Raw genomic sequence first — 26897 nt, 5'->3', positions numbered from 1 at the left:
ACTAGCTTTTCCCCTCTGCTCTCGAAAGTGGAGAAGGAAAGGGGGAGTAAAGTTTTGTATCTGAAAGAATTCACAACCTTTAGAAAGGACGGCTTCCTCGAATGCTAACCCGCTTCAAAATCCGGGTTGCGTTGGAATTAAATTCGGGGCGATAGTGAGCCGTTGCCTGGTTGTCCCAATAAAGTAGGTCGCCCTTGCTCCAGTGGTGTTGATAAACAAAGTGGGGTTGCTTAATGTGTTCCCGCAACCGTTCAATTAGCTTTGCCCCTTCCACTGGGTCGTAATCAATAATATCTACCTCGCTAGCGGCATTTAGGAAGAGAACTTTCTTGCCAGTATCCGGGTGAGTGCGAACCAAAGGATGGGTAGCAACTCGTTCACCGGGTTCAACGGAACGACCGGCTGCGTAGCTAGGCTCAGGATACTCATCCCGATACTTGCCATAGAAATTAAAATGACGCACCTGCAAGCCAGCAATCTGCTTTTTAGTAGCATCATCTAGCTCTTCGTAAGCCTGAATCAAATTCACCCAATAGGTATCAGGGCCATTCTCAGGCAGTTCTACCCCATATAAAAATGAACCGCTAGATGGTGTAGGCAACCAGTCATGATCGATATGGGGTAAAAGTTCACGATAGTTGGGTGCAACATTGACGGAACTTTCTTCGGAGGCAGCATTTGCAAGAGTCAGGACAAGGGGCGGCAGATATGGCTCGGTTTCTCCTTTGCGGATATAGGCAGGTTGTTGGAGAATGTCGCCAAAGTAATTCGCAAACGCTAATAATTGGTCGTCAGTCAATTGTTGATTTTTGAAGACGAGGATGTGGCGATCGCGCCATGCCTGCTTGAGTTGTAGAATTACTTCTGGTTGTGCTGCCAGACTGGCATCAACACCAGTCACAATTGCTCCTAAAGCTGCTTCAGTAGGCGTAATCTCAATTCGTGTTGCAGTAAATGTCATAAAAATTTCTCCTTGCACTTTGTAGCTTACGAAAGCACTGGTTGTGGTTCCTTAGACTCAGCTTTCTGCTTGAAGACAGTTGGTACTTCTGCGTTGAACACCTCACCTTGAACCACTTGGGAGCGGAAACCATCAACTCCAACTGGAACATCACCAGTAATGGTGGTGCGATATAACAAACGCTCGATATCCAAATGATCTAAATCTTGAGGAGCTAAATGCACAGTGGCGCGATTATCCCAGAACGCGATATCACCATTGTTCCAACGGAAACGGGTGGTGTAGGCAGGTTTGGTAACTTGGTTGAAGAACAACTCAAGTAACAGCTTGCTCTCTTGTGGTGACACGTCAATAATGTGCGAGGTAAAGCCAGGGTTAACGAACAACGCACGTTCACCAGTCTCAGGATGAACCCTGACTACTGGGTGGATTGAGACTAGTGGATTAACAGCAATGCGCTCGTCGAATTTGCCATTGCGGGGCTGATACCCGCCCCCATTAAAGCGATGTTCAGCTTTTAATGTGTCTGCTAGCGATCGTAGTGGTGCTGAGAGTCCCTCATAAGCCGCAACTAGATTGCTCCACTGAGTGTCACCACCGAAACTGGGGACATTAACCGCGCGTAAAATTGACCCTGCTGGTGGGTTAATAGCTGCCGTTACGTCTGTGTGCCAAGGACCACCAGTGCGAAAACCGTACTGCTTCTCATAGAGCTTACGATCTACGGGTTTGATCTGTGGGAATCCCGGTACTGGTTCAGGCTCTCCGAGTGGATGCGCGAAAGTTACTTCACCGAAACGAGATGTGAATTCAACCTGGGCAGCATGATCGATGTTCTGTCCACGAAAGAACACGACTTTCCACTTCAATAGTGCTTTACGAATTTCTTTGACTTGATCATCATTCAGAGGACGGGAAAGGTCTACGTTACCGATTTCGGCACCGATGAAACCAGCTACTTGTTTGACTTCAATATGTTTGTAGCCCATGTAGATTCTCCAGAGTTTGATCTGTAGGGTGGTGTTCACACTCGCCTGTTTCCTTTGGAATTTTGCCAATATCTGATAGCAACATTCCTGTGCTGGGAGTAGAACTGAGAATATCATACATTATTCCGATAGATTTACAGTAGTATCTATTCGTATTTAACAATTTCCTGTGTTTTTGCAGCTAGGATCTTCGGAATTGAGACACTGATGCCCTTCTCTTCTTAGGCTGCGCCCGAAGCGTAGCTATGCCGCAGGCTTTACGGCTTGGTGCAGTTGCTACCCTACGGGAACGCTAAGAGCGAACAAGTCGGGAGACCCGCTGTTAGCACCTGCTTCACCTGTTGCCAGTTCCCTGTTCCCTTTTAAGAACGAATAAGAGTTTGGGGCGTAATTTTGGGACTGGCAATCATTATCAGTTGCGACACCGAACAGCCCGTCGTAGACATCGCTGGGATTCTCTCTCACCTTCAAATATTCTCACAAGCAATTACTTTTGGTTCTTCAGTACTTGTTATGCCAAATTGACAGAACTAATGCCTAATGCTCAATTGGTTGCAGATATATTTCATGTGATGACACAGATAAATCGAGAACTGGATACACAAAAAAACGAGAGAAGCGTCATTTAGAAGAATCAATTAAACAAGCCAAATCATCACCTGAAAAAGCTAAATATGAAAAAGTATTAGCGGGATTAAAAAATAGTAAATACATTTTACTTAAAAATGAGTCCGACTTAAATGAATCGCAAAAAAAGAAACTTATTGAAGTAAAAATGTATTCCGTCACAAAACTTAATTACGAATTACGAATTACGAATTATTTTAATCTGGCTTTTAGCCTATTTCAGACAATTACTTCACAAAATTCTGATGCTCAACTGTTGTTAATCCCTGCTGCACTATCTCAATTACTTTCGCTAAATTGAAGGCTTTCAAGGCTTCTTTATCTAACCATAATCCAGGGAAAACTTCACTTTTGATAATTCCTTCCGAATTGGAGTCTAGCAGAATATACTTACCTTCTGTTAGTCGAAACCAATCCAGTTCTCTGTCTTGAAAGCGCCAAACTATATATTCTTGTACTTGATTACGGCGATAAACCTTGAGTTTATCATGTATATCAATTGAAACAGTACTGGCAGCCACTTCCGCAATTAATTCTGGCGCACCTTCCACGTAACCATCTTCACTAATATTGGATTGTCCCCCGACTTCAATTCTCAGCAGTGCATCTGGTTGAGGTTCATTATCTGCATCAAGGCGTACAGTACAATTATCTCCTAATTGAACTCCAGATGTTAAGGCTTTGTAGACACCAAGCCAAGTCATAATTGCAGCATGGGGTTCACCATGTTGGGTAATTCGTAGTGGGGATGCCATGTAAACAATTCCTTCGATTAATTCTGCTTTTTTTAGGTCTGGCATAGCATGATAACGCCGTTCAAACTCGCTTTGAGTCAGTCTGTCACCGTTTTCCAGAGCAGGAATTGTGTTTTTTGGCGCGATGTCTTCGACATAGCTTTTGTACGCACTTGAAGTCATAGCTGGAATATTAAGAGGAGGAACTGTAGGGAAAATATTTTGCTTCTATCCAGATTCTAAAACATTACTATGCTGATATCGCAATCCCAAATCATTTGTCAGAAACAAGATCCCCGACTTACCGACGTTTGCCATCGCATTTAATCTGCGGGAAAAACCCAGTCAGTGCGATCGCTTTTCCTAGATAAAGGTAACTCAAGTAATTACACTGACTTGAACCTCGCCGATTAATTAGTAAAATTTAATACTACATCAACTTCAATATTTGTTCGGATATGAGTATGATTTCGTTTAGACCTTTGATTTTGATTATAGGCACAAGTATTGCTTTACTGCCTCTGTTGTCCAACTGGCGCGTCCAAGCACAAAATCAATCACAAAACATTGAGCTAAAAGTTTATAGTGAAAACGAGCAAAAACAAAGCTGTCCAGACAAAGTGATTGTCACTGAAAAATCCCATCCTTATCAAGAAGGCAGTTTTGCAACAGATGGCTCTATTAACCTGAGTGCCTACGCCAGTAACATCTCTGTTCAAGCCAGTAATAGCTTTAGCGTTACATGGGTTGGGACACTCAAGCCCAGATATGCCAAATGCTTTGCATCTGCTGGGATGACTAATATTGATGGACAAGCCTACTCTGAACACCTTAATTATTTACGTATGCACTTTGTTAAAGGTAAGGTTTATTTTATCTTAGATTTGGCTGGTGGCTCTGATCCGAATAATTATCCTTTAGTCGTGCTAAACAACAGTTTCAAGAATGGCAACCCTGCCTGGACTTGGGGTGGAAGTGACTAGAGGTCATACTGGCAGCATCCAAGAAAACTATTACAAGTATTCCAAGAGCAAAAGTTTCTTGCGCCGCCTGCTGTTGTCGTGGAAAGGGACAAGGGAAAAAGAGCGATTAGCTATTTGCACGCTCCGGGAGCAACCATTCTACCGCGTGGTTGATGCGTCATCGGCTGGGACTGAGAGCGGTGTTGATGGATCTGATGGCTGGGGTTGAGATTAAAGGCGACGAGGCGATGATTCAGGTTTTGGCAGAGTTTTCCAAGCGCAACGCATCTCACGTTAAGGGAATTCTCAATTTGACCATTCCACTTGATGAGTCTCCTGTGTGGATTTTGGGACAATATCTTTCGCAACTGGGTTTGTCTACTGAGTCCCGAAGACCAATGGAGGATGGTCAGAGGATTCGGTATTATCGACTGAATACTGAGGATGTCGAGTTTGCTCAAGGAGATGTCTATTGCTCATTCACAGTTTTAGGTCGTCCCATCAAGCGATCGCTCCATTTGTGAGTCTGTCCTGTTTGTGCGATCGCAATCTAGTAGCGTGCAGTCTCTTGAGAACACCACAGAGCCTTGGAGATTGTACGCGGATGCTGACTATAAGGGTTTTGCTCAAACCTATAGACCTGATAAGGTTTTGATATTTACTACACCTGGAAAGTATGTAACCCACCTTTGCCATTAGTTTTGTGAAGTAATTTTACAAAAACTAATGCCTTGCGTAAAACACAGACATAACTCTCTGAGTAATAGCTAGCAACTCAAAATAATAAATTTTGTGGAAGTATGGTTTCTAGCAATGGGATTTTAGAACAACGCAATTTTCTTCAAGTCACACTGCCGCATATCTGGGATCATGATATAAGCGATGTCTACGATGAGCAACTCTTGGAGACGCTACGCGAACCCTTACGCCAGCAGAGTTTCTTAGCCTTACAGAGAACCAATAGAGCGTTAGAGTCAAAAGTGCAGGAGCTTTTAGCTGAATTAACCACTGCTAAAAAGCAATTTTGTCGTGAGAAAGATTCAGATCAGCAGATACAGACAGAATTAGAAAAGTCCCTTTCTTTGCTTCAGGCAACTTTAGATTCCACAGAAGAATTATTGTCAGCGATCGCTCCTCGACTGGAAAAACACGTTGCCTCAAAGCAGTGTGATTTGGCTAAATATCAGCGAATATCAGAACCACAGAGGCTCTTTCCTACTGGCGTGCAACTAAAGGAAGTTTTTGACTATATCGAAGCTAATTATCATCAATCGATTGGTTTAAGTAACGTAGCTGTTGCAGTTGGTTATTCCGCAGCTTATCTAACCAATCTAGTGCGACGCAAAACGGGAAAAACAGTAAATGATTGGATCTTTGAACGCCGGATGCTAGCTGCGCGTACTTTGCTTCTGGAAACCAACCAGCCAGTGAATCAGATTGCTTGTGCAATAGGCTATCAGTATGAAGGATATTTCTTTCGTCAATTTCGCCAGTTTCATGGTACTACACCTCAAGTTTGGCGTAATACTCAGCGTTCTAATGTTAGTGTCAATCATTAGCAACATAATGAATAGTTTTAACAATAAAATGTGCATTGTCCCGGAAATTTTTATTTCCTACACTACTAAATATAGGAACGCAAATTGATTCTTGAAAGCAGACTAAGACTAAAAGCTTTATCCAACAATGCTGATATCTTGGAAAGCTTCGACTAATCAAACTGGATTCCTATTAATACAAGGTTACTTTTACAAAAGGTAACTTGTAAAAGGTTGATATTAAGTGCTTTGCACTATTTGCTTGAGAAATTATTGCAGAATAATTCACACTTAATTAGGAGAAAAAAGATGAGAGACAATCAGCATGAACAACTGTTTACGGGACTAACCACCGAATTTGAAGTTCCTGCCTTCACCGAACTCGACGATGAGGTTGCTGCTACCTGTAGTGGAGGTCTTGCTCCTGTGACTTTATATACAGATCCCAACTATCTTGGGACTGCCACCGATATTTCTAGAAGTGATGACAACGTCGACAACGCCTTGTTCGGCAGCGGCGCGAATAACAACACTTCGTCCATTATAGTGAGAGAGGGAATATGGAAGATATACACAGACAATAACTATAAAGGGCAGTCTTATATACTTGAACCAGGGGCGTATCCTAATGCCGAAACATTTCATCTTCCAGACAACACATTGACTGCTATTCGCAGACTATTCTGAAGAACGGATTCCGTAAATTCAGTTCTTCTGTGAATCAGTGGGTATCGACGCAGTTCATCAAGTCGTTCAGGAATAGGCCAGTCAAAGACTCAGAAATCTAAAAGCTGAACCCTAGCTCTAATCTGAGCAAACGATCTAATTACACTTCCCAAGATTGTACAGATTACACCTGTAGGGGCGTACAACGATCGCTCCTACATGGGATTTTTTATGCTCAAAAACAAAATAGGATAGGTCTTGAAGAAAAATGCGCTACCAAACTGTACTTCAACACAGCGAAGAAGACTGTGGTGCTGCAAGTCTTGCTACTATTGCCAAACACTACGGACGCACCTTTGCCATTAGTCGAATGCGAGAAGTAGTTGGTACTGGATCGCGGGGAACCAGCCTGCTGGGTTTGAGGCGGGGTGCAGAAACTCTAGGATTTAATACGCGTCAAGTCAAAGCCTCGGTGCAACTGCTTGACCAATTGCATAAAGCCCCTCTACCCGCCATCATTCACTGGAAAGGTTATCACTGGGTAGTTCTGTATGGACAAAAGGGGAAAAAATATGTCATTGCTGACCCTGGTGTAGGCATCCGCTATCTCACCCGCGAGGAGTTGCTTGAAGGGTGGGGCAATGGCATCATGCTGCTGCTAACGCCAGACGACAGCCGCTTTTATCAGCAATCAGATGATAAAATTGGCGGCTTTGGGCGTTATCTGATGCGGGTTTTACCCTATCGCGCTATTCTCATCCAAGCGATCGCAATTAACATCGTCATCGGACTACTCTCCCTTGTCTCTCCCTTGATGATGCAATTGCTCACTGATGACGTACTCGTGCGGGGAGATACGCAACTGCTAACGGTCGTGGCAATTGGAGCGATCGCTATGAGTCTATTTAGCAGTGCGATCGGTTTGGTACAATCTCACCTAATCGGTCACTTTGGTCAACGCCTGCAATTAGGACTGATTCTAGAATACGGACGACAACTGTTGCGTTTGCCCCTCTCGTACTTTGAAGGACGACGCAGTGGTGAAGTAGTCAGCCGCATTGCCGATGTGAATCACATCAATGAGCTAGTTTCCCAAATTGTCCTCGGTTTACCCAGCCAATTTTTTATCGCCTTGGTTTCCTTGGGCTTCATGCTCTTTTACAGTTGGGGGCTGACTTTAGCTTCCCTGGCTGCCTTTATGATTGTCACCCTTGTCAACCTGCTTTTTCTCCCAGCCTTGCGCCAGAAAACCCGCAACGCGATCGTGTTGGGTACAGAAAACCAAGGCTTTCTCGTTGAAACTTTTCGCGGTGTCCAAGTGCTAAAAACTACTCAAGCCACTCCCCAAGCTTGGCAAGAGTATCAGGCAAATTATGGTCGGCTTGCTAACTTGGGCTGGAGTACGATGAAGCTGGGGCTTTACAGTGGCACAATTACTAATATTATTTCTACTTTTACTAGTATTGCCTTACTGTGGTTAGGCTCCTACTTAGTAATTAATCGTACTTTGAGCATCGGTCAATTGCTAGCGTTTAGTGGTATGAGTGGCAACTTTCTCGGCTTTTTGGGTTCAGTCATCGGCTTAGTTGATGAGTTTATCACTGCCCAGATTGTCATCCAACGCCTGACGGAGGTGATTGATGCTACCCCAGAAGACGAAAAGGACGAGAAAAAGCCTTGGGCAGAAGTTAAGGGCAATATAGATATTACTTGCACCAATCTTAACTTTCACCATGCAGGTAGAGTTGACTTGCTGCAAGATTTTTCGCTGATTATTCCTGGCGGTCAAGTCATTGGTCTGATTGGTAAATCCGGCTGTGGTAAAAGCACCCTTGCCAAACTGCTTGCTGGTTTATATTTCCTCCAATCTGGCAATATCCGCTATGGCATCTATAATCAGCAAGACCTCTCGATGGAATGTCTGCGGCAACAGGTAGTACTAGTACCTCAAGAACCTCACTTCTGGAGTCGCTCAATTATTGAAAACTTCCGCTTCAGCTATCCTCAAATCGCCTTTGAACAAATTGTACAAGCTTGCTCTATTGCTGGTGCAGATGAGTTTATTAGTAAACTGCCCGATAAGTATCAAACTGTTTTAGGCGAATTTGGCGCGAATCTTTCTGGTGGACAACGACAGAGATTAGCGATCGCTAGAGCTATAATTACTGACCCGCCGATATTAATTTTAGATGAATCTACTGGCGCTCTCGACCCAGTGAGTGAAGCCAAACTGCTAGATAGACTGCTATCTCATCGACTGGGCAAAACCACAATTATGATTAGCCATCGCCCTAAAGTCATCGGGCGGGCTGATTGGATTGTACTGCTGGAAGAAGGGCGTTTAAAAATCCAAGGCACTCCAGAGGCTCTACGCCATCAACCTGGTGAACACTTAGACTTTTTAGACGGCGTTGACCCCTTTACAAATGGTTTAGTGCCTAAATCCTCTAACTCCAACGGTAAATTCAGCACAATCAGTAAATAAAATAGCATGATTAGCCATTCCAACTCAGACTACTTGCCCCCAATTCAAGACAACGAGTTTCTCCCGCCGCTTGGTAGTTGGACTACTTGGGGTGGACTAGTTCTTGTCTGTGCTGTGGGGTTAGGCGTTCCACTTGCCTCTGTTACCAAATATAAAATGACGGTTAAAGGACAGGCTGTTGTCCGCCCTGCTGGGGAATTACGGCTGGTTCAAGCTGCTACGGAAGGTCAGGTGACGCGGGTTTTTGTTGCAGAGAATCAAGTTGTCAAAAAAGGGGATGTCATTGCCACTATTGACAACTCGAAGCTACAAACCAAAAAGAGCCAACTGCAAAGTAACATTGGGCAAAGTCGTTTACAACTGTTTCAAATTAATGCCCAGATTAATGCTATTAATAGCCAGGTTTTAGCTGAAAATGAGCGCGTCAACCGGGTTATTGCTGGTGCTGAAGCTGAATTAAGCGATCGCAACCGGAACTATCAAGATAAACTTATCACTACCGCTACTGATGTCGAAGAAGCGGATGCCAATGTCAAAGCTGCGGATGCTAGTCTGAAAGCAGCCCAGTCAAAGCGAAATCGTTATGAGACTGTAGCTAAAGCCGGAGCCTTGTCTCAAGATCAATTTGAGGAAGCACAACTAGCTGTTCGCCAGCAAGAACAAGCTCTTCAGGCAGCTAAAGCCAAATTGCAAAATGTCCAAACTGCTCTTAATCCAAGTAATGCACAAATAGCGATCGCTTCTCAACGCATTGCCCAAGAAAAAGCTACCGGCAAAGCCAGCATTGCGACTTTAGATAAAGAACGCCAAGCTCTAATCCAGCAACGAATTGAAATCCAAAAACAGCTAGAGAGCGACAAGAGTGAACTCCAACAGGTAAATATCGACCTCAGTCAGACTAGAATTACTGCCACAGCAGACGGAATTATTTCTAAATTAAACCTGCGAAACTCCGGTCAAACAGTGCCTGCTGGACAGGAAATTGCTCAAATTGTTCCCAGTGATGCTTCCTTGGAAATTAAGGCAGCAGTAGCACTTCAGGATAAAAATAAATTGAAACAAGGTCAAAAGGTACAAATGCGGGTTTCTGCTTGTCCTTATCCAGATTATGGTACTCTCAAAGGCAAGGTTAAGACGATTTCCCCCGATGCAATCGCACCTCAAGGGAATGCTGCTAATGTCACCGACACAACATCTGCCAACCAAAAGATGGCAGCCGTTGGTGCGTTTTATGAGGTAAGAATTGAGCCAGAAAGCCTTTCTCTAGGTAGGCAAAAACACCAGTGTGCTATTCAATTGGGAATGGAGGGTACAGTTGATATTATTTCTAGAGAAGAGACTGTGATGCAATTCTTTCTGAGGAAGGCGAGGTTGATTGCAGACTTGTAGCGCGTTGGCGTAGCCCGCCGCAGGCATCGCATTGTAACTATTCGTAATTATTTCTAGCAATCCTACCGTGGGTTTTCTATCTATCCTTATAGGGGGTTGTAGTTAACTTGCTGGTTATTTAAGGGGTGCAATGTCTAGAAAAAAGCGAAGTAGGCAGCATTGGCGCTGGAAATTAGCACTGGGAAGTTGGTTGGTGATGGGTAGTGCGATCGGCGAAGCTATATTGCAGACATTCGCCTTCTCTTCTAATTGCGCTTTTGCCCAGATCATACCTGATAGCACTCTACCCAATAATTCTCGTGTTACAACACAAGACAACATCAGAACCATTGAAGGGGGAACCCAAGCTGGAAGCAACTTGTTCCATAGTTTTCAGAAGTTTTCCGTTCCAACTGGCGGCACTGCTTTCTTTAATAATGCTACGGATATTCAAAATATCATCAGTCGGGTAACGGGTGGGTCAGCTTCTAATATTGATGGATTAATTCGCGCTAATGGTACAGCTAACCTGTTTCTAATTAATCCTAATGGGATTATTTTTGGTGCAAATGCCAGCTTAAATGTTGGTGGTTCCTTTGTGGCGAGTACAGCGAACGCGCTGCAATTTGGAAATATCGGATTTTTTAGCGCTACTGATCAAAATGTCCCTTCACCGTTATTGACTATTAATCCTTCAGCATTGCTGTTTAATCAGATTAATCAAAACGCAGCGATTCAAAATAACTCAATTGCATTTGCAGGAAAAGATCCAGCAGGTTTTGATGCATTTGGTTTACGAGTACCAGATGGTAAGAGCTTACTGCTGGTGGGTGGTAATGTCAGTATGGATGGGGGACGATTAAATGCTAATGGTGGACGAGTTGAGTTAGGAGGATTGAGCGAACCTGGTACTGTTGCGCTGGGTGTAGATGGCGATAATCTCAGCTTGATGTTTTCTGAAAATGTAGCGCGAACTTCTGTATCTCTTACCAATCAAGCTGCGATACACGTAGAAGGGACTGGTGGCGGTAATATTGCAGTCAATGCCAGAAATCTAGAGATTTTAGGAGGAAGTGTCCTAACTGCTGGTATTGGGCAAGGATTGGGCACACCTGAAACTATTGCAGGAGATATTACGCTGAATGCTACCGGGAAAATCAAAGTTGCTGGTAAAAGCACAGTTGGTAATCTTGTGCGCTTGGAGTCAAAAGGTGATGGGGGCAATATTACTATCGATTCTGGTTCTTTCTCATTACAAAATGGCGCTCAAATTGCTGCCTCAACATTGGGACAAGGAAATGCGGGGAATGTAACAGTGCGTGCCAAAAATGCTGTTGACCTTGCTGGTAATGCTTACATCTTCAGCACAGTAGAAGCAGGGAGTGTAGGTAAAGGTGGCAATATCGACATCAATGCTACCTCCTTATCGCTAAAAGATGGCGCTCAACTGGCAACCGCTACTCGTAGAGCATCTGATACCCAGCCGGCAGGACGGGGGGATGCGGGGAATGTCAATGTGAAAGTTACAGGCATTGTTGATATTGCTGGGAGGAAAAACCGTTTTTTTAGTGGGATTAACAGCTTGGTGCAAACCGGGGCAGTTGGCAATGGGGGTAACATTACTATCGATTCTGGTTCCTTCTCGTTACGAGATGGCGCTCTACTTAATGCCTCAACATTGGGACAAGGAAATGCGGGGAATGTGACAGTGCGTGCCAAAAATGCTATTTCCCTTGCAGATGCTAACATCTTCAGCATGGTGGGTTCGGGAGGTGTAGGTAAGGGTGGCAATATCGACATCAATGCTGCAACCCTATCACTAATTGATAGCGCTAACCTGCAAACCATTACTGCTAGAGCATCTGATACCCAGCCGGCAGGACGGGGGGATGCGGGGAATGTCAATGTGAAAGTTACAGGCATTGTTGATATTGCTGGGGAGAAAAATGGTTTTGCGAGTGCGATTGTCAGCAGGGTGGAAACGGGGACAGTTGGCAATGGGGGTAATATTACTATCGATTCTGGCTCATTCTCATTACGCGATCGCGCTTTTCTTTCTGCTGAAACTGCTGGACAAGGGAATGCAGGGAATGTGACAGTGCGTGCCAAAAATGCTGTTTCCCTTGCTGGTACTGCTGCCATCTTCAGCACGGTGGATGCAGGGGCTGTGGGTAAGGGTGGCAATATTGACATTAATGCTGCTTCTTTCTCGCTAACTGATGGCGCTCAACTGCTAACTGCCACTAGTTGGGCATCTGGGAACCAGCCAGCAGGACGGGGGAATGCGGGGAATGTCAATGTGAAAGTCTCTGGGGAAGTTCACATTGCTGGGGAGAAAAATGGTTTTGTTAGTGGTATTTCCAGTCGGGTAGAAGAAGAGACAGTTGGCAATGGGGGTAACATTACTATTGATTCCGGTTCTTTCTCATTACAAGATGGCGCTCTACTTAATGCCTCAACCCTTGGACAAGGCAATGCAGGTGCAATTAAAGTTAATGCTGCTGATTTTCTTACCATTTCTGGCAAGAGTGCTAACTTTACTAGTGGCTTGTTCGTTAACTCCCAAAGTCCGACGGGTACTGCTGGGGATATTATTGTCACCTCACCTAGAGTTACCTTAGATAACGGTGGCACACTCAACGCCCAATCTGCATCGGGTAACGGTGGCGACATCAACTTACAAACTGATTTATTGCTATTGCGTCGTGGCGCTCAAATTTCCACGACCGCAGGCACAGCAGAAGCTGGTGGTAATGGTGGCAACATCACCATCAATGCCCCGTCGGGTTTCATTGTTGCCGTCCCAAGCGAAAATAGCGACATCACTGCTAATGCTTACACAGGCAACGGTGGGAGAGTAGATATTCAAGCCTTTGGTATCTATGGCATTCAACCCCGCTCTAATCCAACTTCTCTTTCGGATATCACCGCTAGTTCTGAGTTTGGCGTAAATGGCACCGTAGAACTTAACACGCCAGATGTTGACCCCAACAGTGGCTTAATCAACTTGCCAACCGTACCAGTTAATACCCAAGTAGCACAGACCTGTACCGCAGGTAGCGCTGTAGCTAAGAGCAGTTTTACAATCACTGGGCGCGGTGGCTTACCACCTAACCCAGGTGAAGCCCTCAGCGCTGACGCAGTGCAGGTAGATTTGGTAACTCTCAACCCAAAAGTAGGTAAACCCTCTACTCCAGCAGTTTCCACAAATCCCATTAACCCAACACAAACTCGCATAGTAGAAGCTACTGGTTGGGTAACTGCTGCTAATGGCGATGTAATCCTCACTAGCTCTGCACCCAGCGTCACGCCTCCTTCTTCGTGGCAGAGTCCAGCCGATTGCCGTGTGTTTAATCAACGCCAGGGAGGTTGAGCAACTTACACTGTCTATTTTTAGTAAAAACGCGGTGCAAGTGGTGGCAAAAACATGGCAAGAAAAAAATCTAGATTACGGAAAATCAAACGCTTTTTAAGTGTACTGCTGCTTTTGGCTATGTTCTTAGGCGCTCTTTTATTGCCCCCTACTTTCGCACACGTAACTGCGGAAAACTCCATTATTCAAAAGTTGCCCTACGCCCAGAGTTTGCTGGAACAGGGCAGTAAATTGTATGAAGCTGAACGGTTTGCTGAAGCTGCTACTTCTTGGCAACAGGCTATCTCTGCATTACAAGGCAATGGGGATGGACAAAGGCTTGCGATCGCACTGGGTAATTTATCATTAGCTTATCAGCAATTGGGACGGTGGTCAGAGGCAGAAACTGCGATCGCTCAAAGTCTTAATCTATTACAAACTACTCAAAATATAGACACCAAAGAGCGAACCTCTGAACGAGGATCTGCGCTAACACAAATTCTAGCCCAAGTCTTAGATATCAAAGGTCGCTTGCAATTGGCTCAAAACAAAGCTGAAGATGCCCTGGATACTTGGCGGCTCTCTGTTGACATTTATGCCAAAATAGGCGATGAAAGGGCGGTTATTCAAAATCGCATTAACCAAGCGCAAGCTTTGCAAGCTTTAGGGTTTTATCGTCAAGCCGAGAAGACGTTAAGAGAAAGTACCCAGATTCTCCAAAGTCAACCCAACTCACCTGTTAAAGTCGCAGCTTTGCATAGTCTCGGTAATGTCGTGCAAGTCACTGGTGATTTAGAAACATCTCGGCAGATATTGCAGCAAAGTTTAGAATTAGCTTCATCGTTGCCAGATCAAGAAGCGATCGCTGATATTCTCCTCAGTCTGGGTAATACAGCCCGTGTTCAGCAAGACACGCAAACAGCTATAAAATATTATCAACAAACTATCAAAACTGCAACCTCACCCACTACACGCATCCAAGCTCAAGCTAATCAACTAAGACTACTGCTGAAAACTGAGCAATTGTCAGCTTTCCAAACATTGTCCTCTCAAATTAAAACTCAGCTTCACGACTTACCCGTTAGTCGGACAGCAATTTCTGCCCAGATTAACTTTGCCCAAAGTCTAATGCAATTCCGAAAAAAAACCGCCGCAGACACGGACTCATGGTTAGACATTGCCCAATTACTAGCAACTGCTATTGAGCAAGCAAAAAGTTTGCAAGATAGACGCACAGAATCCTATGCTATTGGTGTTTTAGGCCAAGTTTACGAACAAACTCAACAGTGGTCTGATGCCCAAAACCTCACCCAACAAGCCTTACTCATCGCTCAAGATATCGATGCTAAAGACATTGGCTATCAATGGCAATGGCAACTAGGACGTTTGCTTAAAGCTAAGGGAGATATAAAAGCAGCAGTAGCAGCTTACACAGAAGCAGTTAATAACCTCCAAGCCCTCCGTAGTGATTTAGTTGCTGTCAATTCTGCGGTGAAATTTTCCTTTCGAGAGGAAGTTGAACCAGTTTATCGACAGTTGGTTGATTTACTTTTGCAATCTCAGGGTAACTCGCAACTTAGCTCAGAAAATCTCGCAAAAGCCAGCAATACAATCGAATTACTCCAAATAGCAGAACTAGAAAATTTCTTTCGCAACAACTGTTTGAATGCTCAAATCCGTAATCCAAAAAAAGATCCAACGGCAGCAATTATTTATCCATTTATTTTGCCAGACCGATTAGAGGTGATCATCCAGTTGCCTCAACAGCGTTGGTTGCACTACACTACCCCTGTAGTTGAAAAAGAAGTGGAAACTACTTTAGCGCAACTACAGGAAAATCTACCCAAACCACACACGCTCCGACAAGTTCAATCTTTATCCCAGAAGGTTTACAAATGGCTGATTCAACCTGCTGAAGCTGCCTTAGTTGAAACTAAGACTCCTACTTTGGTCTTTGTGCTGGATGGTTGGTTGCGAAATATTCCGATGGCAGCTCTCTACGATGGCAAACAATATCTAGTTGAGAAGTATAACATTGCACTCACCCCCAGTCTGCAACTGATTGAACCTAAACCATTCGAGAAGCAATTAAAGGCAATAGTCGCAGGATTGACTGAAGCAAGTTCTGGATTTTCTGCACTACCCAACGTCAAACTGGAGTTAGAAGAAATCGGCTCTCAAGTCCCTAGCAGCATCCTTCTGAATCAAAAATTTACCAGCAAAACTTTGCAAAATCGGATTAATTCTCTATCTTTCCCTATTGTTCATCTTGCAACTCACGGTCAGTTTAGCTCCAAGGCTGAGGAAACATTTATTGTTGCTTGGGATGAGCGTATTTATGTCAAAAAGTTAAATGAGTTAGTGCGAACACTAGAGCAAAACAGACCCGAAGCGATTGAATTGCTCATTCTTAGTGCTTGTCAAACAGCTACCGGGGACGAACAAGCTGCACTAGGAATTGCTGGTGTCGCTTTTCAGGCAGGAGCACGCAGTACGATCGCTTCTTTGTGGAACTTGGATGATGAGTCTACTGCTGTATTGATGAGTCAATTTTACCAAGAGTTAGCCAACAAAAACCTGACTAAAGCTGAAGTACTCCGTCACGCCCAGCTAGCTCTTTTGCAAAATCCCAAATACAAACGTCCCAGGTTTTGGGCCCCCTATGTTCTTTTAGGCAATTGGCTTTGAGCCATCACCACTTCAAGCGGTGGGATTCAGGCTAGGAGTTGGAGTTAACTTTTTGTCCATTTACTTACGCAGATGCGATCGCATCAACTTACAATGCCATTGCATCGGCTGACAATGCGATTGTTTCGACTGACAATGCGATTGTATCGGCTAACAATGCGATTGTATCGGCTAACAATGCCATTGTATCGGCTAACAATGCGATTGTATCGACTGACAATGCGATCGCATCGACCTGCATAAATGAGCTTACCTTGTCTCTCTCCCCCTGCTCCCCTGCATCGTCCTTCACTACTCACTCTCTAAATTGCAGCACTCCACCTTTGGTTCAGTTGCAAAATCATTCAAACCAACAGCTTTCAACAACGCCGTCCAAGATGTATCTTGCGAATTGGTGCGACGCAATTCACTAGCAGCACTCAGCGCTTCATACCAAATACCATTAGCCGCATAAAGGTTTACTTGCTGGAGTGGTGTTGCTTTTTCCAGTTGAGTTTTCAAAGCAGGGTTTAGTTGCTCTCGTTTTACATAGCCTTCAACATTAGCAATAATTTGGTTATCCTTCTGACAGTAGATGTTAAAATACCATCGATATTGCTTGCCAATCTCTAAAGGTGCTGCTTTTGATGGCAAGCGAAGGTTTACTACTCCTGGTGTCCCCGTTAAAGAAGTTTTGTAAATAGTCTGATTTTGTGCTTCATCTTCTAGCACAAACTCTCCAGATGCAAAGTCTGATGCATAAGGAACATAGAATAAGAAACTAGGATGCTTTGCGATCGTTGTGCCAAATACCAATTCTGATTTTGAATAAACAGGTACTAAAGCTGTGAGCCGCTTTTGAGAAGATGTCTGGAGCTTATTTATATCCTGACCACAGCCACGACTCCCTGCTTCTGTTCGCTTACCTGGTTCCCCGATGTCTGGCGGTGGGGGCGGTGCTGCGAAAATCAATGATTGGTTTAATTGTTCTTTGCGATTTGCAGGCTGTGCCTGCACATCTATACAGCTAAGGAATGTTAAACTAACGGCGAGTAAAATTTGAATCTTTTGCACAGATAACTTCATTTTTATTTATTCCTCAAGTAGTAAAAATCAGTTGTCGTTGCTTTGTTGTGAAAACAAATAAATTGCCACTGTGCCGCCAGTAGCCACTAAAACCAAAGCTGACGGAACTAGGGGAACCCAAATCCCTTGGTAAAAGAGAATTAAGCAAAAAACGTATAAGACTCCAAGTACACCTCCTCCCGCCAATACTAAATATAGTCTTGAGCGATCGCACCAAGCGATCGCCACTGATCCGGCTATACCGATTGCACCTCCAACCACTGACCAACCCCAAACCCACAAAACTTCGCCCCAAAAGGGCAAAACTGATATCAAAGGTCGCCCATCCATCACCGCACTCACCAGCTGACTCACCATTTGGGCTTGCAGAACCACTCCTGGTATTTCTTCGGAAAAACCCTGCCCAGTCATGTAGGGCGTAGGACTATAATCACGAAAGCTTTGGGCAGTAGTACCAATCAGAACAATTCGGTCTTTGACTTGTTCAGGGTTGACTTTACCCCTAAGAACATCTGTGAGTGTGACTGTAGGAGCAATTTCTAAAGGAGAATTTTGGAAAGAACGGTAATTGAGCAATATTTGGTAGCCCCGTGTATCCGCTTGTTGATAGCCACCCTTATGAGGCTGCAACCGCTTAAAAACGATGTTGCCTAACTGCAAATCTCCAGAATCAGTGTATTTGGCAGAAATGCCTTCTCCCTCCAAGTAGTGGAATGCCAATTGAGCATTAAGGGCGTAGCGTGCAGTACAAGGGGACGTTACGTCTGCTGGTTGCATTGCCAATAAATGACGACGCAGAACATGGTCTGGGTCTGGGATAATATCACTAAATCCTTGGCGTTCTGGCGTCACCCCCAAAGGAGGTGCAATTCCCGGACGGTCTTTTGTAAGTTCTTGAACTTTGCAAATTGCAAAAAGTCTGTCATTTATTTTCAACCTAGTCGCCAAATAAGCTTGGTTGCGTTGTGATGACTGATCGTAATAAATATCCAAACCAATGGCTTTGGGTTGGAACTGTGCAAGTTTTTCCAAAAGTCTGGTTAGTGCTAGATCCGATAGTGACCCTCTTCTTTCCTTTTGTTCTGGTAACTGAAAATCTTCTTCGGTAACAGTGACTATCAACAGACGCGGATCTTGCTTTTCTTGGGGACGCGATCGCATAAATTTGTCATATAAGAGCAACTCCGATGTTTGCAATCCTCCTTGATGTCTTACCCCCAGTACACCAACAGTTATCAGCAGGCTCAACAGTAGCAAGGTTCCAAGGCGGCGAGTGTTGGAAATTCGGGGCTTTGTCCAAGTCATTGGTACTACGGCAGGATGTTCGCTAATTACTGGCAACCAACTTGCACCTGGATATTCCTTTTCTATTCCTTTGAGCCTTTGTCTGGCAGTGCGAACCGCAGCATATATAGATTGTCCTGATGAAAAAACCTCTAGAAAATGCTTTAAAAATTTTTGAGCTACCTTATCTGGTACTGGTTCCCGCATGACAATAATTTGCGGAATCTGTAAATCTTGTAGTTCTCGCGCTAATCCTAATCCATCGCAAGAGTTGAAAATCGCCAATTGTAACCCGTTGGCAACAGCATTTCTCAGGGCATATCTGAGTTCATCAATTGTTAATTTATCTGTTTTATTAATATAGATGCAACTAGCTTCACCTTCGCTTTTGCTATGACCTGCGAAAAATAAGACATTCCAAGGTTGTTTCCACAATTTGTCGTCGATATCTGAATATTGAGGTTCTACTAAAAAAGTTGTAGCAGCATTAGGTAATTTCTCTAATAACTGACGGTCTTGCTCCACATCAATACCGTCACTATCGCCCAAAATTGCCAAAATTCTAATTTTATTCCTAAAGGTGGATGTTTGCAATGCAGCTGTTACCGGTTCTGATTCTGGAATACTGATAACAACTTCAGCTTTCAGGTAATCTCGATCTATCAAATCCCACAAATGCCAGGGAAGTTTTTTGAGTTGCAAACAATGAGTGCGAATCAACACCCGCACTTCTTCATCTGGCATCAAGTGTTTGAGCCATTTTTCCCGCACGGGACGAAAAGACTCTGATAGCAACCAGTCATTCAGATGCTCCCGTACCTCACTAGCTTTTGTATTGCACTCCTGACGTCGCTGGGAAATAGAACCATCGTAAATAATTTTTTTGGCTTTGATACGGGTAAATTTCCCCAAGCTGCGATATGTGGACTGCCATTGGTCAATTGCTATTGCCATATCTAGATTAGAGGGCAGCTTGCCAGTAATTTCTGTAGTCGGCCGTTTGCCCTCTTCCCCAATCTCCAACGTTGCCTGCACGCCTAAGTGCAAATCGCCATCTAGCTTCAGCACAACTAACTTTTTCATTGGCAGCAGCCCTGCTGTTGTTCTTAACAAATGACAAAATTTTCTGTAATGCTGATATCTCCCAGAACAAGTTTAACGCTAAAACGTTCTCCCACCTCACAACTAAATTCCAATTGAATATTCTTATTGCTGCTTCTTGTTTGAGCTTCCATCACAGATACTCCCTCAAAATCCAGCACCATTAAATGGAGATTTGGTGGCAGATACTCTTGTCCATTTGTCGGATGTAATTCTACGATAATGTGGATTTCTTGCTCGTTATCTGGAGGTAAGGTAACGACTAAAACCACTGCACGCTCGCTCAAAAGCTTTCCTAAATAAATCAACTTACCCCTACTAAGAAAAGCACCATTGCTACTTCTTAGACTCCAAGCTGGATTGACACCTTGAGTGCCTAAAAGAGTCTCAATCTCTTGCCACTCAGCTTCAAAAATATTCTCCAACCATTGCTTCAAATTAACTAAATTATGATTACAGTCCAGCGAATTATCAGCTATTTCAGCAACCTGGAATTGAGAAAGTTCTTCTAAATACTCCAATAGATTGTCTAAAGGTTGCAATTGGTTGATGGGTAATAAATCAGTTTGTACTTGCTTGACAAATCCCAGTAGCGTTGCTTCTCTAAATGATTTGTTGATTTGCACAGCTACATAGCCAATTCGATTTGACTGTACTTCTGGCGGCACATAAACAAATTGTGCATCTGACAATACTGGGCGACATTCTAATAATCCCAAGTTTTTTAGCGACAAATCAGCAATATCCATAAGTGTCTGTTGTATGAGATTCCAACTATCACTTTTATTCAAGTCTGTCTCAAATCCCATGCAACATAGATAATAATTTACGAAAGATACAGACAAAGTATTGAGATAAACTTGTTCACCTTTTGCTTGCGTGGTTTGTTGTCTGCGTAACTCTTCTGCTCGATGTCTTCCATCCACAGGTATCGGGGCTGAGAATGTTAAAAAATCTCTAATGTTGTTCATATTTTCTGCCTAGCTAATTAGATGAAAAATCAAATATATAAATATTCTTGAAATTTGTCAGCAAATTTTTTCAGACAACGCTGGTAAAAGCTATGGAGAGATGTGATTCCAATACCCCATTCTGACGAAATCTCTTTCCAGGAAATGCCAGAACATCTTCTTTGAGCTATAGCTTGAAAATTTGCCTCTGGATGGCCTTTGATGTGTTCCTTGCAAAAAATTAATTCTGGGTCAGTTTCTATACATTCTCTTACTTGTTCAAATAAAGACATAGGTTGAGATGAAGGTATATTTTCCAGATGAGAGTTTTCCAGATTTATTTCACTTTCTTTGCCGATAACTTTAGGGATAGCCTCTGGAAAAAAACGTTTAGTTAATAGCATATTTACCCAAGTTATCACTTCGCCGCGTTCTGGGTCATACTTATTAATATTGTTATCTTGACACAGATAGAAAAATAAATTTTGTACTGCTTCATCATAGATATCTTCATAAACTAGTTGAAATTGACCTTTATAAGGATGAACAAGCTTATCTGACTGCCAAATAGCATTAATCAGCCGTGTTAAAGCTATCCGCTTTTCCTTGGTTAGGTGAGTGTATTGTTGGGCTGCGATCGCTAATTCTTTAAGTTGTGCATTTAGTTGTTTTCTCCAGTCATTAGTCATAAAAGACCTCGAATCAGAACGCACCAAGTTGCGAATTCATATATATCTCATGGATTGATCGCAACTTTTACACAAACCAGGCACAATTGTTACAAAACTTTGTGCTGATACATTGAACTGGGGACTGGGAAGATTTGGCTCGGCGCAACACCAGATTATTTCTTTGGTGTTCACGCTGACCTCCTTTCAAGTTCGATAGTAAGTTAAATTCCTCTTTGGTGGAGGTATGAGCCACTAGAATTAGCTGGACTAATCCCCAGCCTTACATTCTTGCTCGATAAAACTCAGTAGTTTCTCTTCAAACTCAGGCAAATACGGGCGCTTCAACTCTCCCAAACACTTCAAAACTGCCTCTGCTGCTGCTTCTAGCTTGCCACTGTCCCATAGTCTGTTAATGCGATCGCTCTGTTCTTCCTCGCTCAATTCCTCCACTGAAGAACCAAAGATTTTTTACGAGACACGTAGGGCGTTCGCGAGTGCGTCTCGTAGAGAGGAAAAAGGTGTCCTTTCAAGAGAGCAAATAAATTTATTTATGCTCTGTCAAAATTCATAATTTTGACAGAGCATAATTTTGAATTCCCCGTTCGCGTAGCGTCTCGCAGAGAAGGGGTTGACTCTCAGAATTCATTCTGAAGCAGTTGTTGAGAATAGTGCTTCATCATTACCTTAAGTATAAACACAGGTTTTAACCTCTGTAGATGCCGTTACAAGCCTTTTAAAGTACGTATTCTTACGTTAATTCCCCAAATTAGTAGCTTTATTTATCAGTGAATTTTCTGTGAAGTAGGTAAAAAAATTTTAAATCATTAGAGACACATATTAGTATCGAAGCGTTGAAAGCAGACAAAAAGATTCGTTTCTAGGGTAAATAACAGAATGGCTACTGTAAATGTTTTGACAAATTTATCACTGACTACAGTGGGAGCAGCAGTTATTGCACTGGGAGCAGCAGGAACCGCAGAAGCTGCGACTTATACTGAAGTGGGTGATGCAGGTAAGACTTTAAAAACCGCCCAAAATCTTCCTGGTGGCATTAATGTCATCAAAGGAACTATCTCTTCTAAAAACGGTGCTGACCTCTTTTCTTTCTTTTGGGATAGTGGGCGATTCAAAGCTACGACAGTCGATGGTGCATCCTTCGATACCATACTAGAACTGTTTGATTCGTCAGGTACGCTAATCGCTCTGAACGACGATTCTAAGGGTACGCAGCAATCCACTCTCAATGAGTTTTTGGATACTGGTGAGTACTTGTTGGGAATATCATCCTTCGCCAACTTTGCCCTATCTGCTTCTACTTATGGTGATATTGCTCCTGGTTTTTCTTCTGGCGGTTACTCTATCAGCCTAAACAAGAAGACTGCTTCTGTTCCCGAACCCGCTTCTCTCATTGGTATTTTAGGCTTAGGTGCTTTCGGCATTACCTCTGTTCGCAAGCGTAAACAACAAGCCGCAGTTAGGGCATAAGCATCAATTTTTATTTCAGCCGTTTAATTTAACAAACCACTGCTGTGTCAATATGGTGCTGACACAGCATTTTTGATTCAACCATTGTTACCCAACTTAGCAAGTAACTGCCGAATCACAGATGCATCGTCGGCATCAGGAACTTTTATTAAATAATTTTGTAAGTCGTCTACGGCTTGGGGGTAGTAACCGAGTTGATAATAAATCAGACCGCGATCGCGCAATTCTAAAGTTAAACCAGGAAACAGCAACAAAATTCGTTCAACCGCTGCCAGCGTTTTTTGTAAATCTTGTTGTTTGATATAAATAAATTTTAAATTTGTCAGCATCCGTGCCAAAAATTGCCGATGACTGACTACGGCTAAAAATTCTGGTTGTAGCGTCACAGGTTGCTGATAAAGTTGAGACAGTCGTTCTTCGCAATCTTGAGCAAATATTATTTCACCGCCATTGAAAGCATCTACAAAAATCTCTATATCGGGAACATCCGGGCGGATTAGGAAATGTCCTGGCATTCCTACACCCACCATCGGAAAATCAATCCGTCGGGCGACCTCCAGGTAAACCAGCGCTAAGGTAATGGGAATCCCCACTCGGCGATCAATTACATCATTTAAAAAGCTGTTGCGCGGGTCGTAATAGTCAGTTTTATTACCATAAAACTTTAAATCTTCGTAGAGATACTGATTAATACTTTGAACTATCCGCAAAGGATATCGTGAATCAGGCAGGCGTTCTTGAAGCTCCCATGCCATTGTATCGAGAGCATTGAGATATTCCTCTGGATCTAGGTTGGGATATTCTTCTTGTGCAATGTACAAAGCTGCCTTTGCTAGGTCAATGTGCTCGTCAGACTGCTGAATCTCCTGGTAAAAATATTGTCGTGCTGACGATAAATTCATAAGCTGTTGCTCGGTGGAAGTGTGAGGATGAAGCGAGAGCGGCTTGGCTGAACTGAAAACAGTTTTTTGTACCTATTTTTATATTAGGGATATTCAGAAGATTTGGAAATGTAGTTTGTACATAGGTTTCGTGACATTAGTCTATCCAGAGGATGAAAATGCTTTAATGCCGCTCTTTTGTATTGACTAAAATGCACATTTATAGTATTTTATTATGCTAAATCTGCTTTGAGCAATGCAAAGATGTATGGTATCAAACTACCAATTAGTCATTACTAATTACCCAAATTCCGAAATGGTGTTGAGAGCATGTGTATTAACTATTTGAATGAAATGGTACATTACTGCTCTTTCTGCGATGTGTACGACGGGCTGCGATCGCTAGGGAGAGCAGATTTTTTATGTGAGTTCACTTTACTATTGTCAAGTTTTAGTAAAGTTCAGTTTTTTTACTACCTTGACTAATAATACTCGTAATTATACGAACCAATAAAATCAGGCTAATACCATGCCACTAACCTAATAATTTTAGCGAGATTGAAAAATTAAGTTATTCTGATCACTGCTTGTATGTGCGATCGCTACAAGAGGCTAACTTATCTACACTGTCGCCTTTATGCATCTTAACCCGTCCACCCATAAGGGTGACGCTCCTTCTGGTGCGTCCGCTAGGCGTAGCTTGCTTCCCCGTAGGGGTACGCGGCTCCCGACAACGGGGAGGCAGTCCGTTGGGCGTTTTAATTTTGGATATTTCTAATGCGCCACAAACCTCAACCACCAAGCTGCTTTTTAAGGAATTACTAAGGGAGTTATGTCCCCGTCCGGTGCTAAAGTGAAAGATGACATTGCTTATTATTATGTCTTCTCCGACCTTATCTGAAATCTAGCTTCAATCATTAGGCGCAGCATGGTCACAACCGCAGAAAAAACAAACATTGGTTACATTACCCAAATCATTGGCCCAGTTGTAGACGTTAAATTTCCCGGCGGGAAATTGCCAAAAATCTACAACGCTTTGAAAATCACTGGCACCAACGAAGCTGGACAGGAAATCAACCTCACTGTTGAAGTACAGCAACTGCTGGGCGACAACCAGGTGCGGACTGTTGCGATGAGTTCCACCGAAGGCTTAGTGCGCGGTCTGGAAGTCACCGATACAGGTGCTTCCATCAGCGTACCAGTTGGTAAAGCAACTTTGGGTCGGATTTTGAACGTCCTTGGCGAACCTGTGGACAACAGGGGCCCTGTAAATGCTGAGGCAACTTTACCCATCCACCGCTCTGCTCCCAAATTCACCGACCTGGAAACTAAACCTTCGGTGTTTGAGACGGGAATTAAAGTTGTTGACCTCCTGACTCCCTATCGACGCGGCGGTAAGATTGGTCTGTTCGGCGGTGCTGGTGTTGGTAAGACCGTGATCATGATGGAGTTGATCAACAACATCGCTACCCAGCACGGTGGAGTATCCGTTTTTGCTGGCGTGGGTGAGCGCACCCGTGAAGGCAATGACCTCTACAACGAAATGATTGAATCTGGGGTAATCAATAACGAGAACCTCAACGAGTCAAAAATTGCTCTAGTCTACGGTCAAATGAACGAGCCACCCGGAGCGAGAATGCGGGTTGGTCTGTCGGGATTGACAGTAGCGGAGTACTTCCGGGATGTGAACAAGCAGGATGTGCTGCTGTTTATTGATAACATTTTCCGGTTTGTACAAGCAGGTTCGGAAGTATCGGCGCTACTGGGTCGGATGCCCTCAGCAGTAGGATATCAGCCCACATTGGGAACCGACGTGGGTGAACTGCAAGAGCGGATTACCTCGACTACAGAGGGTTCGATTACCTCCATTCAAGCAGTGTACGTACCTGCGGACGATCTCACCGACCCCGCACCTGCTACCACCTTCGCCCACTTGGACGGAACAACAGTACTGTCTCGCGGTTTGGCAGCTAAGGGAATTTATCCCGCAGTTGACCCACTGGGTTCGACTTCCACGATGCTACAGCCCAACATTGTTGGTGAGGAACACTACAATACTGCCCGTGCGGTGCAATCAACTCTGCAACGTTATAAAGAACTCCAAGACATTATCGCCATTCTCGGTCTAGATGAATTGTCTGAAGAAGACCGTCTGATCGTAGCGCGGGCCCGGAAAGTTGAGCGTTTCTTGTCCCAACCGTTCTTTGTGGCAGAAGTATTCACCGGTTCTCCTGGTAAGTACGTGAAGTTGGAAGATACCATCAAAGGGTTCCAAAAGATTCTGTCTGGTGAGTTGGATGCTCTACCAGAACAGGCTTTCTACTTGGTTGGCGATATTAACGAAGCGATCGCTAAAGCTGAAAAAATCAAAGGTTAGTCATTAGTCAAGAGTCATTAGTCATTGGTCATTAGTCATTAGTTCAAGTTCTAATGGTTAATGGCTAATGGCAAGGGACAAGTGACAAAGGACGAAGGACAAAGGACAAAGGACAAATGACATTAACCGTTCGTGTAATTTCCCCCGATAAAACAGTATGGGATGCCCCAGCTGAAGAAGTCGTTTTGCCTAGTACTACTGGTCAACTAGGTATCCTAACTGGACACGCACCACTTTTGACCGCCCTGGATACTGGTGTAATGCGAGTTCGTGCCGCTAAAAATCAGAATTGGCAAGCGATCGCTCTTTGGGGTGGCTTTGCCGAAGTCGAAGAAAATGAAGTGACAATCCTGGTTAACGGCGCTGAACGTGGCGACAAAATTAACCTTGAAGAAGCTCGTGCTGCTTATAACCAAGCAGAAGCACGTCTGAATCAAGTAACAGGAGGCGATCGCCAAGCCCAAATCCAGGCAACCCAAGCCTTCAAACGGGCCCGCGCTCGGTTTCAAGCCGCTGGCGGTTCGGTCTAATTTAACTTTATATTTCAGATTTGTAGGTTGGGCAATTTCCAACCTACAAGATATTTAACGCGATGTGCGACTTAATATTTTGACCTCACTTCCATTCCTCTCTCCTAAAAGGAGCTACGGTGTACACACAAGTCTGAAATAGTTGATTAACCAAGGTTTTACCCCACCCTAACCCTCCCCGAT

The 26897-nt window shown here is 43.7% G+C and carries 24 protein-coding genes; 13 read left to right on the top strand and 11 right to left on the bottom strand.

Annotated elements, in window-relative coordinates; translation table 11 throughout:
* Nucleotides 1-79: 79 nt before the first annotated feature.
* Both HWQ41_RS26900 and HWQ41_RS26895 read right to left on the bottom strand, forming a co-directional pair.
* Nucleotides 80-961, bottom strand: coding sequence for a TauD/TfdA family dioxygenase (locus tag HWQ41_RS26900; protein ID WP_292769971.1), 882 nt, complete (start codon nt 959-961; stop codon nt 80-82).
* Between the two features lie 26 nt (nt 962-987).
* Nucleotides 988-1950, bottom strand: a complete 963-nt coding sequence (locus HWQ41_RS26895; protein WP_292769969.1) for a TauD/TfdA family dioxygenase — start codon at nt 1948-1950, stop codon at nt 988-990.
* Between the two features lie 380 nt (nt 1951-2330).
* On the opposite strand from HWQ41_RS26895, the gene HWQ41_RS26890 reads away from it, so the two are divergent.
* Nucleotides 2331-2579 carry a transposase gene (locus HWQ41_RS26890; RefSeq protein WP_292769967.1) on the top strand — a complete coding sequence of 83 codons (249 nt, stop codon included), beginning with the start codon at nt 2331-2333 and terminating at the stop codon, nt 2577-2579.
* 225 nt (nt 2580-2804) lie between these two features.
* On the opposite strand, the gene HWQ41_RS26885 is transcribed toward HWQ41_RS26890, so the two are convergent.
* Nucleotides 2805-3494 (bottom strand): Uma2 family endonuclease, encoded by a 690-nt coding sequence (locus HWQ41_RS26885; RefSeq protein WP_292769965.1) that lies wholly within the window; start codon nt 3492-3494, stop codon nt 2805-2807.
* A 281-nt stretch (nt 3495-3775) separates the two neighbouring features.
* On the opposite strand from HWQ41_RS26885, the gene HWQ41_RS26880 reads away from it, so the two are divergent.
* The 9 genes from HWQ41_RS26880 to HWQ41_RS26840 all read left to right on the top strand — a co-directional run bounded on the left by HWQ41_RS26880 (nt 3776) and on the right by HWQ41_RS26840 (nt 16370).
* The gene (locus HWQ41_RS26880; protein ID WP_292769963.1) at nt 3776-4294 is read left to right on the top strand and encodes a hypothetical protein; all 519 of its coding nucleotides are present in this window, start codon (nt 3776-3778) and stop codon (nt 4292-4294) included.
* Nucleotides 4257-4502, top strand: coding sequence for a hypothetical protein (locus HWQ41_RS26875; RefSeq protein ID WP_292769961.1), 246 nt, complete (start codon nt 4257-4259; stop codon nt 4500-4502). Before HWQ41_RS26880 ends, HWQ41_RS26875 begins: the two co-directional genes overlap by 38 nt.
* The gene (locus tag HWQ41_RS26870; protein WP_292769959.1) at nt 4480-4797 is read left to right on the top strand and encodes a hypothetical protein; all 318 of its coding nucleotides are present in this window, start codon (nt 4480-4482) and stop codon (nt 4795-4797) included. Before HWQ41_RS26875 ends, HWQ41_RS26870 begins: the two co-directional genes overlap by 23 nt.
* 276 nt (nt 4798-5073) lie before the next feature.
* Nucleotides 5074-5832 carry a helix-turn-helix domain-containing protein gene (locus HWQ41_RS26865; RefSeq protein WP_292769957.1) on the top strand — a complete coding sequence of 253 codons (759 nt, stop codon included), beginning with the start codon at nt 5074-5076 and terminating at the stop codon, nt 5830-5832.
* A gap of 288 nt (nt 5833-6120) precedes the next feature.
* Nucleotides 6121-6498 carry a beta/gamma crystallin-related protein gene (locus HWQ41_RS26860; protein ID WP_292769955.1) on the top strand — a complete coding sequence of 126 codons (378 nt, stop codon included), beginning with the start codon at nt 6121-6123 and terminating at the stop codon, nt 6496-6498.
* A gap of 247 nt (nt 6499-6745) precedes the next feature.
* Nucleotides 6746-8962 (top strand): peptidase domain-containing ABC transporter, encoded by a 2217-nt coding sequence (locus HWQ41_RS26855; protein WP_292769953.1) that lies wholly within the window; start codon nt 6746-6748, stop codon nt 8960-8962.
* Nucleotides 8963-8968: 6 nt separating this feature from the next.
* A complete protein-coding gene (locus HWQ41_RS26850) occupies nt 8969-10351 on the top strand; it encodes an HlyD family efflux transporter periplasmic adaptor subunit (protein ID WP_292769951.1) in 1383 nt (460 codons plus the stop codon).
* Between the two features lie 130 nt (nt 10352-10481).
* Nucleotides 10482-13703: a filamentous hemagglutinin N-terminal domain-containing protein gene (locus HWQ41_RS26845; protein ID WP_292769949.1), complete on the top strand. Its 3222-nt coding sequence runs from the start codon at nt 10482-10484 to the stop codon at nt 13701-13703.
* Nucleotides 13704-13757: 54 nt separating this feature from the next.
* Nucleotides 13758-16370 (top strand): CHAT domain-containing protein, encoded by a 2613-nt coding sequence (locus HWQ41_RS26840; RefSeq protein WP_292769947.1) that lies wholly within the window; start codon nt 13758-13760, stop codon nt 16368-16370.
* Between the two features lie 88 nt (nt 16371-16458).
* On the opposite strand, the gene HWQ41_RS26835 is transcribed toward HWQ41_RS26840, so the two are convergent.
* The 6 genes from HWQ41_RS26835 to HWQ41_RS26810 form a co-directional block, all read right to left on the bottom strand.
* Entirely contained in the window at nt 16459-16662 is a 204-nt protein-coding gene (locus tag HWQ41_RS26835) for a hypothetical protein (protein ID WP_292769945.1), read from the bottom strand.
* On the bottom strand, nt 16662-17435 hold the full coding sequence (locus tag HWQ41_RS26830) for a DUF928 domain-containing protein (protein ID WP_292769943.1): 774 nt from the start codon (nt 17433-17435) through the stop codon (nt 16662-16664). Before HWQ41_RS26830 ends, HWQ41_RS26835 begins: the two co-directional genes overlap by 1 nt.
* Nucleotides 17436-17462: 27 nt before the next feature.
* On the bottom strand, nt 17463-19802 hold the full coding sequence (locus tag HWQ41_RS26825) for a CHASE2 domain-containing protein (RefSeq protein WP_292769941.1): 2340 nt from the start codon (nt 19800-19802) through the stop codon (nt 17463-17465).
* 23 nt (nt 19803-19825) lie between these two features.
* Nucleotides 19826-20791: a DUF1822 family protein gene (locus HWQ41_RS26820; RefSeq protein ID WP_292769940.1), complete on the bottom strand. Its 966-nt coding sequence runs from the start codon at nt 20789-20791 to the stop codon at nt 19826-19828.
* Nucleotides 20792-20820: 29 nt separating this feature from the next.
* Nucleotides 20821-21459 carry a sigma-70 family RNA polymerase sigma factor gene (locus HWQ41_RS26815; protein ID WP_292769938.1) on the bottom strand — a complete coding sequence of 213 codons (639 nt, stop codon included), beginning with the start codon at nt 21457-21459 and terminating at the stop codon, nt 20821-20823.
* A 249-nt stretch (nt 21460-21708) separates the two neighbouring features.
* Complete coding sequence (locus HWQ41_RS26810) at nt 21709-21891, bottom strand: hypothetical protein (RefSeq protein WP_292769936.1); 183 nt, start codon at nt 21889-21891, stop codon at nt 21709-21711.
* Nucleotides 21892-22335: 444 nt separating this feature from the next.
* Here HWQ41_RS26810 and HWQ41_RS26805 point away from each other — a divergent pair, with 444 nt between their 5' ends.
* Entirely contained in the window at nt 22336-22926 is a 591-nt protein-coding gene (locus HWQ41_RS26805) for a DVUA0089 family protein (RefSeq protein ID WP_292769934.1), read from the top strand.
* Nucleotides 22927-23003: 77 nt separating this feature from the next.
* On the opposite strand, the gene HWQ41_RS26800 is transcribed toward HWQ41_RS26805, so the two are convergent.
* Both HWQ41_RS26800 and HWQ41_RS26795 read right to left on the bottom strand, forming a co-directional pair.
* Nucleotides 23004-23828, bottom strand: coding sequence for a SirB1 family protein (locus HWQ41_RS26800; protein ID WP_292769932.1), 825 nt, complete (start codon nt 23826-23828; stop codon nt 23004-23006).
* 559 nt (nt 23829-24387) lie between these two features.
* Nucleotides 24388-24609: a hypothetical protein gene (locus HWQ41_RS26795; protein WP_292769930.1), complete on the bottom strand. Its 222-nt coding sequence runs from the start codon at nt 24607-24609 to the stop codon at nt 24388-24390.
* Nucleotides 24610-24735: 126 nt separating this feature from the next.
* On the opposite strand from HWQ41_RS26795, the gene atpD reads away from it, so the two are divergent.
* Both atpD and atpC read left to right on the top strand, forming a co-directional pair.
* Nucleotides 24736-26184, top strand: a complete 1449-nt coding sequence (atpD, locus tag HWQ41_RS26790) for a F0F1 ATP synthase subunit beta (RefSeq protein ID WP_292769927.1) — start codon at nt 24736-24738, stop codon at nt 26182-26184.
* A gap of 116 nt (nt 26185-26300) precedes the next feature.
* Complete coding sequence (gene atpC, locus HWQ41_RS26785) at nt 26301-26714, top strand: ATP synthase F1 subunit epsilon (protein ID WP_292769925.1); 414 nt, start codon at nt 26301-26303, stop codon at nt 26712-26714.
* Nucleotides 26715-26897: the final 183 nt, after the last annotated feature.

This window comes from Nostoc sp. NOS(2021) (genome assembly GCF_017115025.1).
Lineage (GTDB): Bacteria > Cyanobacteriota > Cyanobacteriia > Cyanobacteriales > Nostocaceae > Nostoc.
The sequence above is the reverse complement of the archived record's forward strand: the minus strand, read 5'-3'. Positions and strand labels throughout refer to the sequence as shown.

Coding starts and splice junctions, on each gene's coding strand:
- HWQ41_RS26830 (WP_292769943.1), bottom strand. CDS start 17,435: ATGAAGTTATCTGTGCAAAAGATTCAAATTTTACTCGCCGTTAGTTTA.
- HWQ41_RS26875 (WP_292769961.1), top strand. CDS start 4,257: ATGGCAACCCTGCCTGGACTTGGGGTGGAAGTGACTAGAGGTCATACT.
- HWQ41_RS26840 (WP_292769947.1), top strand. CDS start 13,758: ATGGCAAGAAAAAAATCTAGATTACGGAAAATCAAACGCTTTTTAAGT.
- atpC (WP_292769925.1), top strand. CDS start 26,301: ATGACATTAACCGTTCGTGTAATTTCCCCCGATAAAACAGTATGGGAT.
- HWQ41_RS26885 (WP_292769965.1), bottom strand. CDS start 3,494: ATGACTTCAAGTGCGTACAAAAGCTATGTCGAAGACATCGCGCCAAAA.
- HWQ41_RS26845 (WP_292769949.1), top strand. CDS start 10,482: ATGTCTAGAAAAAAGCGAAGTAGGCAGCATTGGCGCTGGAAATTAGCA.
- HWQ41_RS26895 (WP_292769969.1), bottom strand. CDS start 1,950: ATGGGCTACAAACATATTGAAGTCAAACAAGTAGCTGGTTTCATCGGT.
- HWQ41_RS26805 (WP_292769934.1), top strand. CDS start 22,336: ATGGCTACTGTAAATGTTTTGACAAATTTATCACTGACTACAGTGGGA.
- HWQ41_RS26870 (WP_292769959.1), top strand. CDS start 4,480: ATGGATCTGATGGCTGGGGTTGAGATTAAAGGCGACGAGGCGATGATT.
- HWQ41_RS26825 (WP_292769941.1), bottom strand. CDS start 19,802: ATGAAAAAGTTAGTTGTGCTGAAGCTAGATGGCGATTTGCACTTAGGC.
- HWQ41_RS26865 (WP_292769957.1), top strand. CDS start 5,074: ATGGTTTCTAGCAATGGGATTTTAGAACAACGCAATTTTCTTCAAGTC.
- HWQ41_RS26860 (WP_292769955.1), top strand. CDS start 6,121: ATGAGAGACAATCAGCATGAACAACTGTTTACGGGACTAACCACCGAA.
- HWQ41_RS26880 (WP_292769963.1), top strand. CDS start 3,776: ATGATTTCGTTTAGACCTTTGATTTTGATTATAGGCACAAGTATTGCT.
- HWQ41_RS26855 (WP_292769953.1), top strand. CDS start 6,746: ATGCGCTACCAAACTGTACTTCAACACAGCGAAGAAGACTGTGGTGCT.
- HWQ41_RS26815 (WP_292769938.1), bottom strand. CDS start 21,459: ATGACTAATGACTGGAGAAAACAACTAAATGCACAACTTAAAGAATTA.
- HWQ41_RS26800 (WP_292769932.1), bottom strand. CDS start 23,828: ATGAATTTATCGTCAGCACGACAATATTTTTACCAGGAGATTCAGCAG.
- HWQ41_RS26900 (WP_292769971.1), bottom strand. CDS start 961: ATGACATTTACTGCAACACGAATTGAGATTACGCCTACTGAAGCAGCT.
- HWQ41_RS26820 (WP_292769940.1), bottom strand. CDS start 20,791: ATGAACAACATTAGAGATTTTTTAACATTCTCAGCCCCGATACCTGTG.
- atpD (WP_292769927.1), top strand. CDS start 24,736: ATGGTCACAACCGCAGAAAAAACAAACATTGGTTACATTACCCAAATC.
- HWQ41_RS26850 (WP_292769951.1), top strand. CDS start 8,969: ATGATTAGCCATTCCAACTCAGACTACTTGCCCCCAATTCAAGACAAC.